The 14087-nt window shown below is 70.7% G+C and carries 12 protein-coding genes; 8 read left to right on the forward strand and 4 right to left on the reverse strand.

Annotation, left to right across the window (positions count from 1 at the left end; translation table 11 throughout):
* Positions 1 to 113: 113 nt before the first annotated feature.
* Together G6030_RS07065 and G6030_RS07070 are read right to left on the reverse strand one after the other, a co-directional pair.
* Entirely contained in the window at positions 114 to 431 is a 318-nt protein-coding gene (locus G6030_RS07065) for a DUF4190 domain-containing protein (protein WP_061229094.1), read from the reverse strand.
* Positions 432 to 438: 7 nt separating this feature from the next.
* Positions 439 to 1254, reverse strand: coding sequence for a formate/nitrite transporter family protein (locus G6030_RS07070; RefSeq protein ID WP_061229093.1), 816 nt, complete (start codon positions 1252 to 1254; stop codon positions 439 to 441).
* A 313-nt stretch (positions 1255 to 1567) separates the two neighbouring features.
* On the opposite strand from G6030_RS07070, the gene groES reads away from it, so the two are divergent.
* The 4 genes from groES (at position 1568) to G6030_RS07090 (ending at position 5485) form a co-directional block, all read left to right on the forward strand.
* Entirely contained in the window at positions 1568 to 1861 is a 294-nt protein-coding gene (groES, locus tag G6030_RS07075; protein WP_182642644.1) for a co-chaperone GroES, read from the forward strand.
* A gap of 123 nt (positions 1862 to 1984) precedes the next feature.
* Complete coding sequence (groL, locus tag G6030_RS07080) at positions 1985 to 3607, forward strand: chaperonin GroEL (protein ID WP_061229091.1); 1623 nt, start codon at positions 1985 to 1987, stop codon at positions 3605 to 3607.
* Between the two features lie 274 nt (positions 3608 to 3881).
* Positions 3882 to 4463 (forward strand): sigma-70 family RNA polymerase sigma factor, encoded by a 582-nt coding sequence (locus tag G6030_RS07085; RefSeq protein ID WP_043568407.1) that lies wholly within the window; start codon positions 3882 to 3884, stop codon positions 4461 to 4463.
* Positions 4460 to 5485 carry a hypothetical protein gene (locus G6030_RS07090; protein WP_082767739.1) on the forward strand — a complete coding sequence of 342 codons (1026 nt, stop codon included), beginning with the start codon at positions 4460 to 4462 and terminating at the stop codon, positions 5483 to 5485. The genes G6030_RS07085 and G6030_RS07090 overlap by 4 nt, the downstream gene beginning before the upstream one ends.
* A gap of 110 nt (positions 5486 to 5595) precedes the next feature.
* On the opposite strand, the gene G6030_RS07095 is transcribed toward G6030_RS07090, so the two are convergent.
* Positions 5596 to 5994 carry a DUF5319 domain-containing protein gene (locus G6030_RS07095; RefSeq protein WP_007632298.1) on the reverse strand — a complete coding sequence of 133 codons (399 nt, stop codon included), beginning with the start codon at positions 5992 to 5994 and terminating at the stop codon, positions 5596 to 5598.
* A 137-nt stretch (positions 5995 to 6131) separates the two neighbouring features.
* Between G6030_RS07095 and guaB the strand changes: the two genes are divergently transcribed.
* From guaB to G6030_RS07110, 3 genes are all read left to right on the forward strand, one after another.
* Positions 6132 to 7667, forward strand: coding sequence for an IMP dehydrogenase (gene guaB, locus G6030_RS07100; protein ID WP_061229089.1), 1536 nt, complete (start codon positions 6132 to 6134; stop codon positions 7665 to 7667).
* A 6-nt stretch (positions 7668 to 7673) separates the two neighbouring features.
* A complete protein-coding gene (locus G6030_RS07105) occupies positions 7674 to 8813 on the forward strand; it encodes a GuaB3 family IMP dehydrogenase-related protein (protein WP_061229088.1) in 1140 nt (379 codons plus the stop codon).
* Positions 8814 to 9003: 190 nt separating this feature from the next.
* A complete protein-coding gene (locus G6030_RS07110) occupies positions 9004 to 10791 on the forward strand; it encodes a GMC family oxidoreductase (RefSeq protein ID WP_182642643.1) in 1788 nt (595 codons plus the stop codon).
* Here the strand turns inward: G6030_RS07110 and G6030_RS07115 are convergent.
* A complete protein-coding gene (locus tag G6030_RS07115) occupies positions 10763 to 12238 on the reverse strand; it encodes a wax ester/triacylglycerol synthase family O-acyltransferase (protein ID WP_061229086.1) in 1476 nt (491 codons plus the stop codon). The two genes, G6030_RS07110 and G6030_RS07115, sit on opposite strands and share 29 nt — an antisense overlap.
* 124 nt (positions 12239 to 12362) lie before the next feature.
* Here G6030_RS07115 and guaA point away from each other — a divergent pair, with 124 nt between their 5' ends.
* Positions 12363 to 13967 carry a glutamine-hydrolyzing GMP synthase gene (gene guaA, locus G6030_RS07120; RefSeq protein ID WP_274532675.1) on the forward strand — a complete coding sequence of 535 codons (1605 nt, stop codon included), beginning with the start codon at positions 12363 to 12365 and terminating at the stop codon, positions 13965 to 13967.
* Positions 13968 to 14087 lie beyond the last annotated feature (120 nt).

The following is a 14087-nucleotide window of genomic DNA, read 5'->3' on the forward strand; positions in this document are numbered from 1 at the left end:
CCCAGTCCGCTGACCGTCGCCGCCGACCCGGGCCTGCCGGTCGAGGTCACGCAGGTCGCCTGACTCCGCAGGCGGGCGGCACGGCGCCCGGCGCCGGCACGGCGCCGACGCGGCTAGAACCCGAGAATCGCCATCCCCATCGCGGCGGACGTGAGCGCGAGGACGAGGAACATGAGCATCCACGCGATGCCGAGGTAGCCGATGACGAGGGCCGAGATCGCCATCGCGCGGCCCTCCTGTCCCCGCCGCCTGATCTGCGCGAGCGACACGTGCCCGAGGATCACCACGATCACGGTGATGACCGCGGGCACCAGCGGGACGAACAGGCCGAGGAACGAGCCGAAGACGACGTTGCCCACGGCGACGACGAGGGCTACGAGAGCCAACTCGTTTCCGCCTGCCGGGTGCACCGGGTCATACGGGTCGGACACCGGCCGGTCAGTCCCCGGCCGGTTCGGTGCGATCGACGCGGGTCCGTTGCGCGAAGTACAGGCCGAGCCCGGCGAGCGTGAACCCGCCGATGAAGTTCCCGATGTGGACCGGGATCTGGTTCCACAGCAGCCAGTCGGCGACGCTCACGTCCGCCCCGAGCATCATCCCCGCGGGGATCGTGAAGTGGTTGACCACCGCGTGCTCGTAGCCGAGCGCGAAGAACGTGAGGATCGGCAGCCAGATCGCCAGGATCTTGCCCGAGGTGCTCGAGGAGGAGAACGACATGATCACGCCCAGCGCCACCAGCCAGTTACACAGCACCGCGCTGAGCGTCACCCAGCTCAGCCCGGTGACCAGGCCCGCCTCCTTGTAGGCGATCGTCTTCTCCACCGCGAGGTCGGCGAGGGCCTGGGCGCCGGTCGCGTCCGGCTCCGTGCCCATCCCCGTGAGCACGGAGGTGATCATCCAGGCGGCGGCGAGTCCGCCGATCGTGTGGCCGAGGATCATCCAGCCGAAGACCCGCAGACAGTCCCGCACCCGGACCCGCTTCTCCATGACCGCGAGCGGCACGAGCCCGTAGGCGCCGGTGACGAGTTCCCACCCGAGCAGCACGACCAGGGTGAGGCCGATGGGGAAGAGGACGGCGCCGACGATCTCGACCCCGGTCGCGTCGGTGACCATGACGGCCAGCGTCGTGGCCGCGCCGAGCAGATAGACGGCGAGGAAGCCCCGCAGTGCCAGCTGCCATCCCGGGATGTGGGCCTTCTTCTCCCCGGCGTCGACGGTGGCGGTGACGATGTCGGGAGGGGCTACTGCAGTCATTGCTGGGCCTCGCTGTCCTCGATGGGTGATCGGATCGGGCAGAGGTGTTCTGGTCGCTGACGTCCGTGCGTGCGGGCGAGCCTACCGGCGGCGGGGGGATCCGCAACGCGAAGAGCCTGCACGCGGTTTCCTTGAGTGCTGGCACTCGCCTGTGTAGAGTGCCAATAGACACGGTGCACCGAGGGCGTCACCCGCGACGGCGCACGCGGCGGGCCGGGTCGTACGGAAACCACGGGACGCCCTCGGTGTCCCGGATCTTCGAACCACACTCCGAGCCGCCCGGGATCCGGGCGGCCACACCCCATACGGGAGGATCATCGTGGCGATCAAGCCGCTTGAGGACAAGATTCTCGTCGAGGCCATCGAGGCCGAGACCACCACGGCGTCCGGCCTCGTCATCCCGGACACCGCCAAGGAGAAGCCCCAGGAGGGTACCGTCGTCGCGGTCGGCAAGGGCCGCTTCGACGAGGACGGCGACCGCATCCCCATGGACATCAAGAAGGGGGACAAGGTCATCTACTCGAAGTACGGCGGCACCGAGATCAAGTACGAGGGCAAGGAATACCTGATCCTCTCCTCGCGTGACGTCCTCGCGGTCATCGACTGACGTGAGCCGCGTCAACCCCGCCCCGGCGGCGCCGGCGACTGCCAGGCACCACCGGGGCGGTGGTGTCTCGCGCCGCGACACCGTATCGACCCGACCACCCACTTCCCTCCAGGAGTTCCATCAATGTCCAAGTTGATCGCGTTCGACGAGGAGGCCCGCAAGGGCATGCTCGCCGGTGTCGACGAGCTCGCCGACACCGTCAAGGTCACGCTCGGCCCCAAGGGGCGCCACGTCGTGCTCGCCAAGGCGTTCGGCGGCCCCACCGTCACCAACGACGGCGTCTCCATCGCCCGTGAGATCGAGCTGGCCGAGCCGTTCGCGAATCTCGGGGCGCAGCTCGTCAAGAGCGTCGCCACCAAGACCAACGACGTCGCCGGCGACGGCACCACCACCGCCACCGTGCTCGCCCAGGCCCTCATCCGTGAGGGGCTGCGCAACGTCGCGGCCGGCTCCAACCCGATGGCGATGGGCAAGGGGATCGAGAAGGCCGCCTCCGCCGTCGTGGAGTTCCTCCGCTCGGCCGCGACGCCCGTCTCCGGCTCCGAGGCCGTCGCGCAGGTCGCGACCGTGTCCTCGCGTGACCCCGAGATCGGCCGCATGGTCGCCGAGGCCATGGACGCTGTCGGCGTCAACGGCGTGGTCTCCGTCGAGGAGTCGCAGGGGCTGCACACCGAGGTGTCCGTGACCGAGGGCATCGCCTTCGACAAGGGCTTCCTCTCGCCGTACTTCGTCACGGACCCGGATGAGCAGAAGGCCATCTACGAGGACGTCCTGGTCCTGCTCCACCGCGAGAAGATCAGCTCCCTGCCGGACCTGCTCCCGCTGCTGGAGAAGGTCGCCGAGACCGGCAAGCCGCTTCTAATCGTCGCCGAGGACGTCGACGGCGAGGCGCTGTCGACGCTGGTGGTCAACTCGATCCGCAAGACGCTCAAGGTCGTCGCCATCAAGGCGCCGTACTTCGGTGATCGCCGCAAGGCCTTCCAGGAGGACCTCGCGATCGTCACCAAGGGGCAGGTCGTGAGCCCTGACCTGGGCATGAAGCTGTCCGAGTGCGGACTGGAGGTGCTCGGGCAGGCCCGCCGCGTGACCGTGTCCAAGGACGAGACGATCATCGTCGACGGCGCGGGCGACCAGGCCGACGTCGACGCCCGCGTGGCGCAGCTGCGCCGCGAGGCCGAGGCCACCGACTCCGACTGGGACCGCGAGAAGCTCGAGGAGCGGATCGCCAAGCTCGCCGGCGGCGTCGCCGTGATCCGTGTCGGCGCGGCCACCGAGACCGAGCTGACCGAGCGCAAGCTCCGTGTCGAGGACGCCGTCAACTCGGCCAAGGCCGCCGTCGAGGAGGGCATCGTCGCCGGTGGCGGCTCCGTGCTCGTCCAGGCGGCCGCCGCGCTCGAGCGGCTCGCCGAGGACACCACCGACGCCGACGAGAAGGTCGGCGTGACCGTGGTCCGCAAGGCGCTGTCCGCCCCGCTGTTCTGGATCGCCGCCAACGCCGGCGAGGACGGCTCCGTCGTCGTCAGCAAGGTCGCGGACCTCGGCCCCCGGGACGGTTTCAACGCCGCGACGGGCGAGTACGGCAACCTGGTCTCCGCCGGGATCATCGACCCGGTGAAGGTCACGTCCTCCGCAGTCGTCAACGCGTGCTCGGTGGCCCGCATGGTCCTCACCACCGAGACCGCGATCGTCGAGAAGCCCGAGGAGAAGGGCGCCGACACGCACTCGCACGCCGGTCACTCCCACTGATCGCGACCGGCTCACGGGCCCCGTTCCCCGCACCGGCGGGGAGCGGGGCCCGTCGCCGTTCCATGCCGGTCGTGTGGTCCCGCGCCCGCGGCAAGGGTTACGCTGGGCGCTCAGCAGTACACCCCCGACACTCCGGTCACGCGCCTATTCTGAGCGCGAGCCGCGCCGGCCGCCCTCGGGCCCGGACGTGGGACCCGTCGCGACCCGTGTCGCGCCCCGAGAGAAAGGCCGTGCCCCGTAACACATCCGTGTAACGCGTGGCCCCCCTAATCCGATGACAGGTACAGCAGACGAGTTGGAACTCGCCGTCGCCGACGCGGTCAAGGGTGACCGCGCCGCCGCCGCGCGTGTGCTGGAGCTCGTGCGACCCGGGGTGGTGCGGTACTGCCGCTCCCGCGTCGGAGGTTCGGAGAGGGCCAACCTGTCTGCTGACGATGTCGCCCAGGAGGTGCTGATCGCGGTGCTCTCGGCTCTGCCGGGATACCGGGACCAGGGACGTCCCTTCATGGCTTTCGTGTACGGGATCGCGGCCCACAAGGTCGCGGACGCCCATCGTGGCGCCGCGCGGAACAAGTCCGATCCCGTGGAGTACCTCCCCGAGGTGCTCTCGACCGACACGGGGCCGGAGGACCACGTCCTCGACGGCGAGGTGTCGAGAGCGGTGAGCCGCCTGCTCGACACCCTGCCCGAGAAGCAGCGGGAGATCATCCGACTGCGAGTCGTGGTCGGGCTCTCCGCGGAGGAGACGGCGGAGATCGTCGACAGCACGGCCGGAGCCGTGCGCGTCGCCCAGCACCGGGCGATGAAGCAGCTCCGCGCGAGAATCGAACAGGACGGAGAGGAGCGATGGCGATGAACGACGACGATGTCGACCCCGGCGCCCGGGATGCCGACGCCTCGCTCGACGAGCACGAGGTGGACCCGCTCGAGGTCGACCGCGACGACGAGCTCCTCGACACCCTCGGACGCGGAGAGCGCCCCGATGTGGACGATCCGCTCCTGGCCCTGTTCGCCGACTGGCGTGCCGAGACCGGATCCGCCGAGCTGCCCGCGCTGCCGAGTGACGAGGAGATCGAGGTAGCCCTCGCCCCGAACGTGTCGCGGCTGCGGCCCCGGCGCGGGTGGGTCTCCTCCGGCGACCACCATCACGGCAGGCGTCCCGCGCTCTGGCAGGCGGTGACCGGTGCCGCGGCCGTGGCCGCCGTGGTCGTCGGTGGCCTGTCCGTCGCCGCGCACAGTGCGATGCCCGGTGATCCGCTGTGGGGTGTGTCCAAGACGATCTTCTCCGACCGCGCCGGTGACGTCGAGCTGGTCAACGATCTCACCGAGTACCTCTCCGCCGCCGATCTCGCCGCCCGCGAGGGCGACCGGGGCGAGGCCGAGCGCCTCCTCGACGAGGTGAGCGAGCGGCTCGACGAGGTCTCCGACGCCTCGGAGCGCGTGGAACTGATGAAGCGCAGGGACGCCATCAAGCGCGATCTCAGCCGGGTGACACCGAGCACCGTGCCGTCGCCCGCGCCGGCGCCCGCCCCGACTCCGGCGCCCGCCCCCGCACCCGGAGCGGCAACGCTGGTTCCGGGTGTCCCGGTGCCGCTGCCGTCCAACCTGATCCCCCCGCCGCCCCCCGGGATGCCGGTCATCCCGCTGCCGCTCGACGGTCTGCGCATCTCCACGACGCTCCAGATCCCGATCGACACCCAGCGGATCCAGGACTTCCTGGCGCCCACCACGGGCCGACCGAGCGGGGACGTGGGGGAGGACCAGCTGGGCGTGCCGCCGTCACCGTCCCGCACCACGGTCACCCAGGTGCCCACCCCGACCCAGCAGCCCCCCACGTCGTCCCAGCAGGCGCCGGAGTCCACCCCGCCGACCAACTGATCGGCGGCGACCCCTTGGCCGGGTGGTTGCCCGTGTCGCACGCCGAACGAACAGATCCCCGCCTCCCGGTCAAGGGAGGCGGGGATCGGTCTCTCTGTCCGGGACCCGGGTCAGCGACGCCAGTTCAGCCGGCGCGGACGCATCGCGCGCACCGCGTCCGCGTAACCGCGGCAGTACTCCCAGGTGACGTAGTCGTCGGGGATGGGGTCGAAGGCGGGCTCGTGGGGCAGCAACGAACCGTCATCGAGCAACTGCATGAGGTTGGCGCGCAGCATGTCCCACTCGTGGTAGTGCTCCTCCGCACAGTCCTCGCACTGCACCGCGACACCCTTGACCCCGATCGGGGCCAGCAGTCGACGGAATTCGGCGAGGTCCGCCAGGTCCTCCTCGATCGCGCGTCGCTCATCGGCGTCGAGGGGGCCCGAGGGCACCCCGTCGTCGATGGGGTCGAGCCCGGCCAGCTCCGCGGCCGGGTCATCCGGATCGCCGGCGAACGGGTCGGGCGGCATTCCGTGCCGTAGGGGATCGTTCACGCCCTCCACCGTACCCGTGACCACGGTCTCACGGGGCCGACGGTTCGAGCCGCGGGCCCGGTAACCACTATCCTCGAACCCAGCACCGAGACGACCCCCCAGGAGGACGGCAGATGAGCGAGTCGCAAGGCCCAGTACGCACCGGCGGCGACGACCCGAGCAAGGTCGCGATGGTGGGCCTGACGTTCGACGACGTTCTCCTCCTCCCGGCCGCGTCCGAGGTGGTCCCCAGCGAGGTCGACACCAGCACGCGACTGACGCGGGAGATCACCCTCCGGGTACCCCTGATCTCCTCGGCGATGGACACCGTCACCGAGGCGCGCATGGCCATCGCCATGGCCCGGCAGGGCGGTATCGGTGTCCTGCACCGCAACCTGTCCGTGGGTGACCAGGCCGCGCAGGTCGAGACGGTCAAGCGGTCCGAGGCCGGGATGGTCACCGACCCGGTCACGTGTGCCCCGAGCGACACCCTGGCCGAGGTCGACGAGATGTGCGCCCGCTACCGCATCTCCGGCCTGCCGGTGACCGACGAGCGCGGCGAGCTGGTGGGCATCATCACCAACCGCGACATGCGCTTCGAGATGGACAAGTCGCGGCGGGTAGACGAGGTCATGACCCGTGCGCCCCTCGTGGTCGCGCGCGAGGGTGTGACCGCCGAGGCCGCACTGGGGCTGCTGCGTCGGCACAAGATCGAGAAGCTGCCGATCGTGGACGGGGACGGGCGTCTGACCGGCCTCATCACGGTCAAGGACTTCGTCAAGACCGAGCAGCACCCGAACGCCACCAAGGACTCCGACGGACGCCTCCGGGTGGCCGCCGCGATCGGCACCGGCGAGGACGCGTGGCAGCGCGCCGGCGCCCTCACCGACGCCGGTGTCGACGCGCTGGTCGTCGACACCGCCCACGCCCACAACCGCAACGCCCTCGACATGGTCGCCCGCGTCAAGCGTGAGCTCGGCGACCGCGTCCAGGTCATCGGCGGCAACCTCGCCACCCGCGGTGCCGCCCAGGCGATGATCGACGCGGGAGCGGACGCCATCAAGGTGGGCATCGGTCCCGGCTCCATCTGCACCACCCGCGTCGTCGCGGGCGTGGGCGCGCCCCAGATCACGGCCATCCTCGAGGCCTCCGTGGCCGCGAAGGCCGCCGGAGTCCCGGTGATCGCCGACGGCGGCATGCAGTACTCCGGGGACGTGGCCAAGGCGATCGCCGCCGGCGCGTCCTCCTGCATGTTCGGCTCGCTGCTGGCGGGCTGCACCGAGTCCCCGGGCGAGCTGATCTTCGTGGACGGCAAGCAGTACAAGGTGTACCGCGGCATGGGCTCGCTGGGAGCGATGCGCGGGCGCGGCAAGCCGGGCCAGGAGAAGTCGTTCTCCAAGGACCGCTACTTCCAGGACGACGTGCTCTCCGAGGAGAAGCTGGTGCCCGAGGGCATCGAGGGGCGTGTCCCGTACCGGGGCGACGTCGCGCAGGTCCTCCACCAGCTGGCCGGCGGTCTCCGCGCGGGCATGGGCTACACGGGGTCGGCGACCATCCCGGAGATGAACGACGCCCAGTTCGTCCAGATCACGGCCGCGGGGTTGAGGGAGAGCCACCCGCACGCGATCCAGATGACCATCGAGGCCCCCAACTACAACGTCAAGGACTGAGGGCGCGTGCGCAACGTCGTGGAGATCGGCCTGGGCCGCGAGGCCCGTCGGATGTACGGGCTCGGCGAGGTGGACATCGTCCCGTCCCGCCGGACCCGGAGTTCCAAGGAGGTGTCGACCTCCTGGCAGATCGACGCCTACCAGATGGACATCCCCGTGATGACGCATCCGACGGACGCGGTGGTGTCCCCGTCCTCGGCCGTCGAGTTCTCCAGGCTCGGCGGTCTCGCCGTGCTCAACGGAGAAGGTCTCTGGGCCCGTCACGCGGATCCCGAGGCGGTGATCGACGAGCTGCGTGAGCTCGCCCTGGAGGACCTGACCGGGCACCGCGCGGTCGCCCGCCTGCAGGAGCTGCACCGTGCGCCGATCGACCGCGAGCTGCTCGCCGCGTCGGTGCAGCGTATCCGCGACGAGGGCGCGACCGTGGCCGTGCGGGTCTCGCCGCAGCACGCGCGCGAACTCACGCCGGGTCTGGTCGCGGCCGGGATCGACCTGCTGGTCGTGCAGGGCACCATCATCTCGGCCGAGCACGTCAGTGGTGAGGACGCCCCGCTCAACCTCAAGGACTTCATCGGCGGACTCGACGTGCCGGTGATCGCCGGCGGCGTGGTGGACTACAAGACCGCCCTGCATCTCATGCGCACCGGTGCCGCCGGCGTGATCGTGGGCTATGGCGGCGCCGACGGCGTCACCACCACCGGGCCGGTGCTCGGCATGGAGGTCCACATGGCCACCGCGATCGCCGATGCGGCCGCGGCCCGCCGCGACTACCTGGACGAGACCGGTGGTCGCTACGTGCACGTGCTGGCCGACGGTGACATCTACACCTCCGGCGACATCGCGCGCGCGGTCGCGTGCGGTGCGGACGCGGTCGTGTTGGGCCCGCTGCTGGCCGGGGCGCTCGAGGCCCCGGGCCGCGGGGTGTACTGGAACTCCGTCTCCGCGCACCCCAAGGTCCCGCGGGGGCACGTCGCCGAGGTGGAGGACGAGACCGCCCTGGCGCCGCTCGTCGAGGTCCTCGAGGGGCCGACCAGCGTCCCCGACGGCACCCGCAACCTCATGGGGGCGCTGCGACGGGCCATGGCCAAGTGCGGGTACTCCGATGTCAAGGGTTTCCAGAAGGTGGACCTGTCCGTCCGTCCCTGACCCATCCGTCTCCAGTCCGCGCACCCGGAAGCCCGCCAGGGCCCGGGTGCGCGGCCGTTCCGGCGGGTGCCCCTGTCAGCCGCGCAACGCCCGTGTCCGCCCTCTGGACAAACCGCGGGCTACTGTCGGGTAAGTTAGCCGTGCTCAGGTACTGTGACCCACAACATCGACCACTCCCGGGAGTTGCATCATGACGGCACACACGCAGTCGACCCCGTCCCACGCCCCCTCCGCGGCGCCGGACACCGATGTCCTCGTGATCGGATCAGGCTTCGGCGGCAGCGTGACGGCCCTGCGGCTGACGGAGAAGGGCTACCGCGTCACGGTGGTCGAGGCCGGTCGTCGCTTCGAGGACGCCGACCTGCCCAAGACGTCGTGGCGTCTCCACAAGTACGTGTGGGCGCCCAAGCTCAAGCTGTTCGGTATCCAGCGGGTCCACATGATGCGCGATGTGATGATCCTCGCCGGCGCGGGCGTGGGGGGCGGCTCGCTCAACTACGCCAACACGCTCTACAAGCCGACCGGCCAGTTCTTCAAGGACCGTCAGTGGGGCCACATCACGGACTGGGAGGACGAGCTCACGCCGTTCTACGACCAGGGCCGCCGCATGCTCGGCGTGGTCACCAACCCCACGCACACCCACTCGGACGAGGTCATGAAGAAGGTCGCCCGCGACATGGGCGCGGAGGACACCTTCGTCTACACCCCGGTCGGCGTGTTCTTCGGCGAGAAGACCGGGGGCCAGGGCAAGCCCGGCGAGAGGGTGCCGGATCCGTACTTCGGTGGGGTCGGGCCGGACCGCAACGCGTGCATCGAGTGCGGTGAGTGCATGACGGGGTGCCGTCACAACGCCAAGAACACGCTCATGAAGAACTACCTCGCCCTGGCCGAGCGCGCGGGTGCCCGGATCCTGGACCGCACGACGGTCAGCGACCTCCGCGAGCGCGCCGACGGGACGTGGGAGGTCACGCTCGAGCGGACCGGTGCGTGGACCCGGCTCGGCAAGCGCACCACGACCACGACCGCCCAGCAGGTCGTCGTGGCCGCCGGCACCTGGGGGACCCAGCACCTGCTCCACTACGCCAAGGACTCGGGCTCGTTGCCCCGGCTCTCGGACGCCCTCGGCAGGCTGACCCGAACGAACTCGGAGGCCATCCTCGGGGCGATGCGTCCGAACTACAAGCCGGAGCAGGACTTCTCCGAGGGCGTGGCCATCACGTCGTCGTTCCATCCCCGCTCGGACACCCACATCGAACCGGTCCGCTACGGCAAGGGCTCCAACGCCATCGCCATCCTGCAGACCCTCCTCACGGACGGTGACGGCCCGCTCCCGCGGTGGCGCGTCCTCCTCAACGAGGTCCGGCGCGACCCGAAGGTCTTCCTCCAGCTGTTCAACCTGCGCCGCTGGAGCCAGCGGTCGGTGATCGCGCTGGTCATGCAGAACCTGGACAACTCGCTGCAGACGTACGTCAAGCGTGTCGGGCCGTTCCGCTACGTCACCAGCAAGCAGGGGCACGGCGAGCCCAACCCGACGTGGATCCCGGCCGGCAACGAGGCGACCCGCAAGATCGCCGAGGAGATCGGCGGGCTGGCCGGGGGTACGTGGGGCGAGATCGCCAACATCCCGCTCACCGCGCACTTCCTCGGCGGCTGCGTGATCTCGGACTCGCCGGAGACGGGCGTCGTGGACCCGTACCACCGGGTGTGGAACTACCCGACGATGCACATCGTGGACGGTTCCGCGATCTCGGCGAACCTCGGCGTCAACCCCGCACTGAGCATCACCGCCCAGGCGGAGCGGGCGATGTCGCTGTGGCCCAACAAGGGCGAGGCGGACCCCCGGCCGGCGCAGGGGGAGTCCTACCGCCGCCTGTCCCCGGTGAAGCCGGTGCGCCCGGTGGTGCCCGAGGACGCGCCGGGTGCGCTGCGGCTGCCGATCGTCGAGGTCTCTAGCGGCGGGGCGCCTGCTCGCGGGTGAGCTCGAGCAGGTGGTCCATCGCCTCGCGGATCCCGGTGGCCACCAGGTCGGGGTCGGGGACGAGGTGCTCGCAGGCGTTGATGCCCACGTCGAGCTGCCCGTCGACGGACATGGCGGTGACGGACAGCCCGGAGCCGTGCATGAGCGGGCCGAGCGGATACATGCGGGTGACCCGTCCGCCGAGGAAGTCGAGTTCCTCGTCGGGGCCGGGGATGTTGGAGACCACCAGGTTGTGCACGACGGGGTGCAGGTCTGCGAGGTGGAAGTCGCCGTAGATCCGCATGAGCAGTTGCAGTGTGCTGGCGGGGGCGAGTTCGGCGACGTCCTGGATGAGGTCGGGCCGCATCCCGTTCCTGGTCTGCTTCTTGCCCCGGCTGGTGCGGGCGGAGATGGCGCGCAGTCGGTCGAGGGGGTCGGCGATGTCGGTGCCGAGGGACGCGAACAGGACGGTGACGCGGTTGTGGCCGCGGGCGCCGTCGGCGTCGCGGGTGGAGACGGGCACCACCGCGATGAGCGATGGGTCGGGCAGGTCGTCGTGGGCGCGGAGGTAGCGGCGTAGCCCGCCGCCGACCGCCGTGAGGTAGACGTCGTTGACGGTGACGCCGAAGGCGTCCTTGACCTCGGCGATCTCGTCGAGGTCAAGGGAGGTGCCCCACACGGCTCGGTGCGGGGTGATCGTGGCGTTGAACCGGGTACGCGGTGCGGTGAACGGCGCGGCTCTGGGGACGACGACGAGGTCCTCGTTCCCGTCCTCCGGGCTGTCGTCGTCGGGGGCGGGCTCGTCGGGTGTCTCCGTGGACGGGGGCGTGTGCAGTGCGAGGGGCAGGGTCAGGACCTCGGGGATGAGCCGTGCCAGGGTCAGCGGGCGTCGTACGGCGAAGTCCCACAGACCGCCGGCGAGGAGCCGGATGGGGTTGCCGCTGCCGGCCTCGACGCGCACCATGTCGAGGTCGCGGGGTGAGTCGGGTTGTCCGGCCCGGCTGAGTTTGAGCAGGATGTCGGCGCCGTTGGCCCCGTCGAGGACGGCGTGGTGGGCGCGGAAGTAGACGGCGACGGTGTCGGGTTCGGCGAGCCCCTCGAGGATCCACATCTCCCACAGGGGTCGGGTGCGGTCGAGCGGGCGGCTGCCGAGGGTGCCGCACATCTCGAACACGGCACGTTCGTCGCCTGGTTCGTCGACGTCGACGCGGCGGACGTGGGCGGAGACGTCGAGGTCGTATTCCTCGACCCAGGCGGGATGGCCGAGGTTGAGCGGGGAGTCGTAGATCTTGCGCCGCAGCTCGGGGAGTTCCTTGATCCGGCGGCCGAGCTCGGTGCGGAGTCGGCCGAAGGAGTAGGCGACCTCGAGGTCGGACACGTCGATGAACAGGACCGCGCCCACGACGAGGGGCTGCTGGGCGGTCTCGAGGTACAGCAGGCTCGCGTCGAACCCGGTCATCCGTTCCATGAGTGATCTCCCGCTCTGTGAGCCCGTCGCCGGGCCGGGGCCGTGGTGGGAGTTCATTGTTAACCCCTGTGCGGGGGATGTGGTGGAGTTCGGCGCACGGACCGTGGGGCCTAGACTCGACGCCGTGGCCGAGAACGCACAGACCGACTCCCAGATCACCGCCGAGGCGGTGGCGCCCCGTCCCGTGCTCGTCGTGGACTTCGGTGCCCAGTACGCGCAGCTCATCGCGCGGCGGGTGCGCGAGGCACGCATCTATTCCGAGGTGATCCCGCACACCGCGTCCGTGGAGGAGATCCGCGAGAAGGACCCGGTCGCGCTGGTGCTGTCGGGCGGGCCGGCCAGTGTCTACTCCGAGGACGCGCCGTCGATCGACCCGGCGGTGTTCGAGCTGGGGCTGCCGGTGTTCGGCATCTGCTACGGCTTCCAGGCGATGGCCGGTGCGTTGGGCGGCGAGGTCGCGCACACGGGGAACCGCGAGTACGGGCGCACCGACGTGTCCGTCTCGGGTGGCGTGCTGCACGCGGGCCTGCCGGAGCACCATCCGGTGTGGATGAGCCACGGGGACGCGGTCACCGCCGCCCCGGACGGCTTCGAGGTCACCGCGTCCTCGCCGGGCGCCCCGGTGGCGGCGTTCGAGAACCCGGAGCGGCGGATGGCCGGCGTGCAGTACCACCCGGAGGTGCTGCACTCGCCGCACGGCCAGCAGGTGCTGAGCCGCTTCCTCACCGAGGTCGCGGGGCTCGAGCCGACGTGGACGGCGGCGAATATCGCCGACCAGTTGGTCGAGGCGGTCCGCGAGCAGATCGGGGACGGGCGCGCGATCTGCGGACTGTCCGGTGGTGTCGACTCGGCGGTCGCGGCGGCGTTGGTCCAGCGGGCGATCGGTGATCGCCTCACGTGTGTGTTCGTCGACCACGGTCTGCTGCGCGCGGGCGAGCGCGAGCAGGTGGAGAACGACTTCGTGGCCGCCACGGGCGCCCGCCTCATCACGCTGGACGAGTCCGACGTCTTCCTGGGGCACCTCGACGGGGTGACCGATCCGGAGGCCAAGCGCAAGATCATCGGCCGTGAGTTCATCCGGTCCTTCGAGCGGGCGGTCACGCAGGCGCTCGAGCTCCAGGGCGAGGACGGCGGGTCGGTGGACTTCCTCGTCCAGGGCACGCTGTACCCGGACGTGGTGGAGTCCGGTGGCGGGTCGGGTACCGCCAACATCAAGAGCCACCACAACGTGGGCGGCCTGCCGGACGACGTGGAGTTCACGCTCGTGGAGCCGCTGCGGCTGCTGTTCAAGGACGAGGTCCGCGCGGTGGGCCGGGCACTCGGTCTGCCCGAGACGATCGTCAGCCGCCACCCGTTCCCCGGCCCCGGCCTGGCGATCCGCATCGTCGGCGCCGTGGACCGCGACCGGCTGGCCACGCTGCGGGCGGCGGACGCGATCGTGCGCGAGGAGATGACGGCCGCGGGCCTGGACGCCTCGGTGTGGCAGTGCCCGGTCGTGCTGCTCGCCGACGTGCGTTCGGTGGGCGTGCAGGGCGACGGCCGCACCTACGGTCACCCGATCGTGCTGCGTCCGGTGAGTTCCGAGGACGCGATGACGGCCGACTGGACGCGGGTGCCGTACGAGACGCTCGCGTTGATCTCCAATCGCATCACCAACGAGGTGCCGGACGTCAACCGCGTCGTGTTGGACGTGACCAGTAAGCCGCCGGGGACCATCGAGTGGGAGTGAGCGCCACCCGCTGAGCCGAGCCCCGCTCTGCCCGGCTCCGCGCGTGCCCGCCTCAAGCGCAGCCGCTCTCCGCGGTGGCGTCTCGCTCCCGGGCCTGCCTGCCTCGTTTGGCAGCCGCTC

Source organism: Dietzia sp. E1 (assembly GCF_014145015.1).
GTDB lineage: Bacteria > Actinomycetota > Actinomycetes > Mycobacteriales > Mycobacteriaceae > Dietzia > Dietzia cinnamea_A.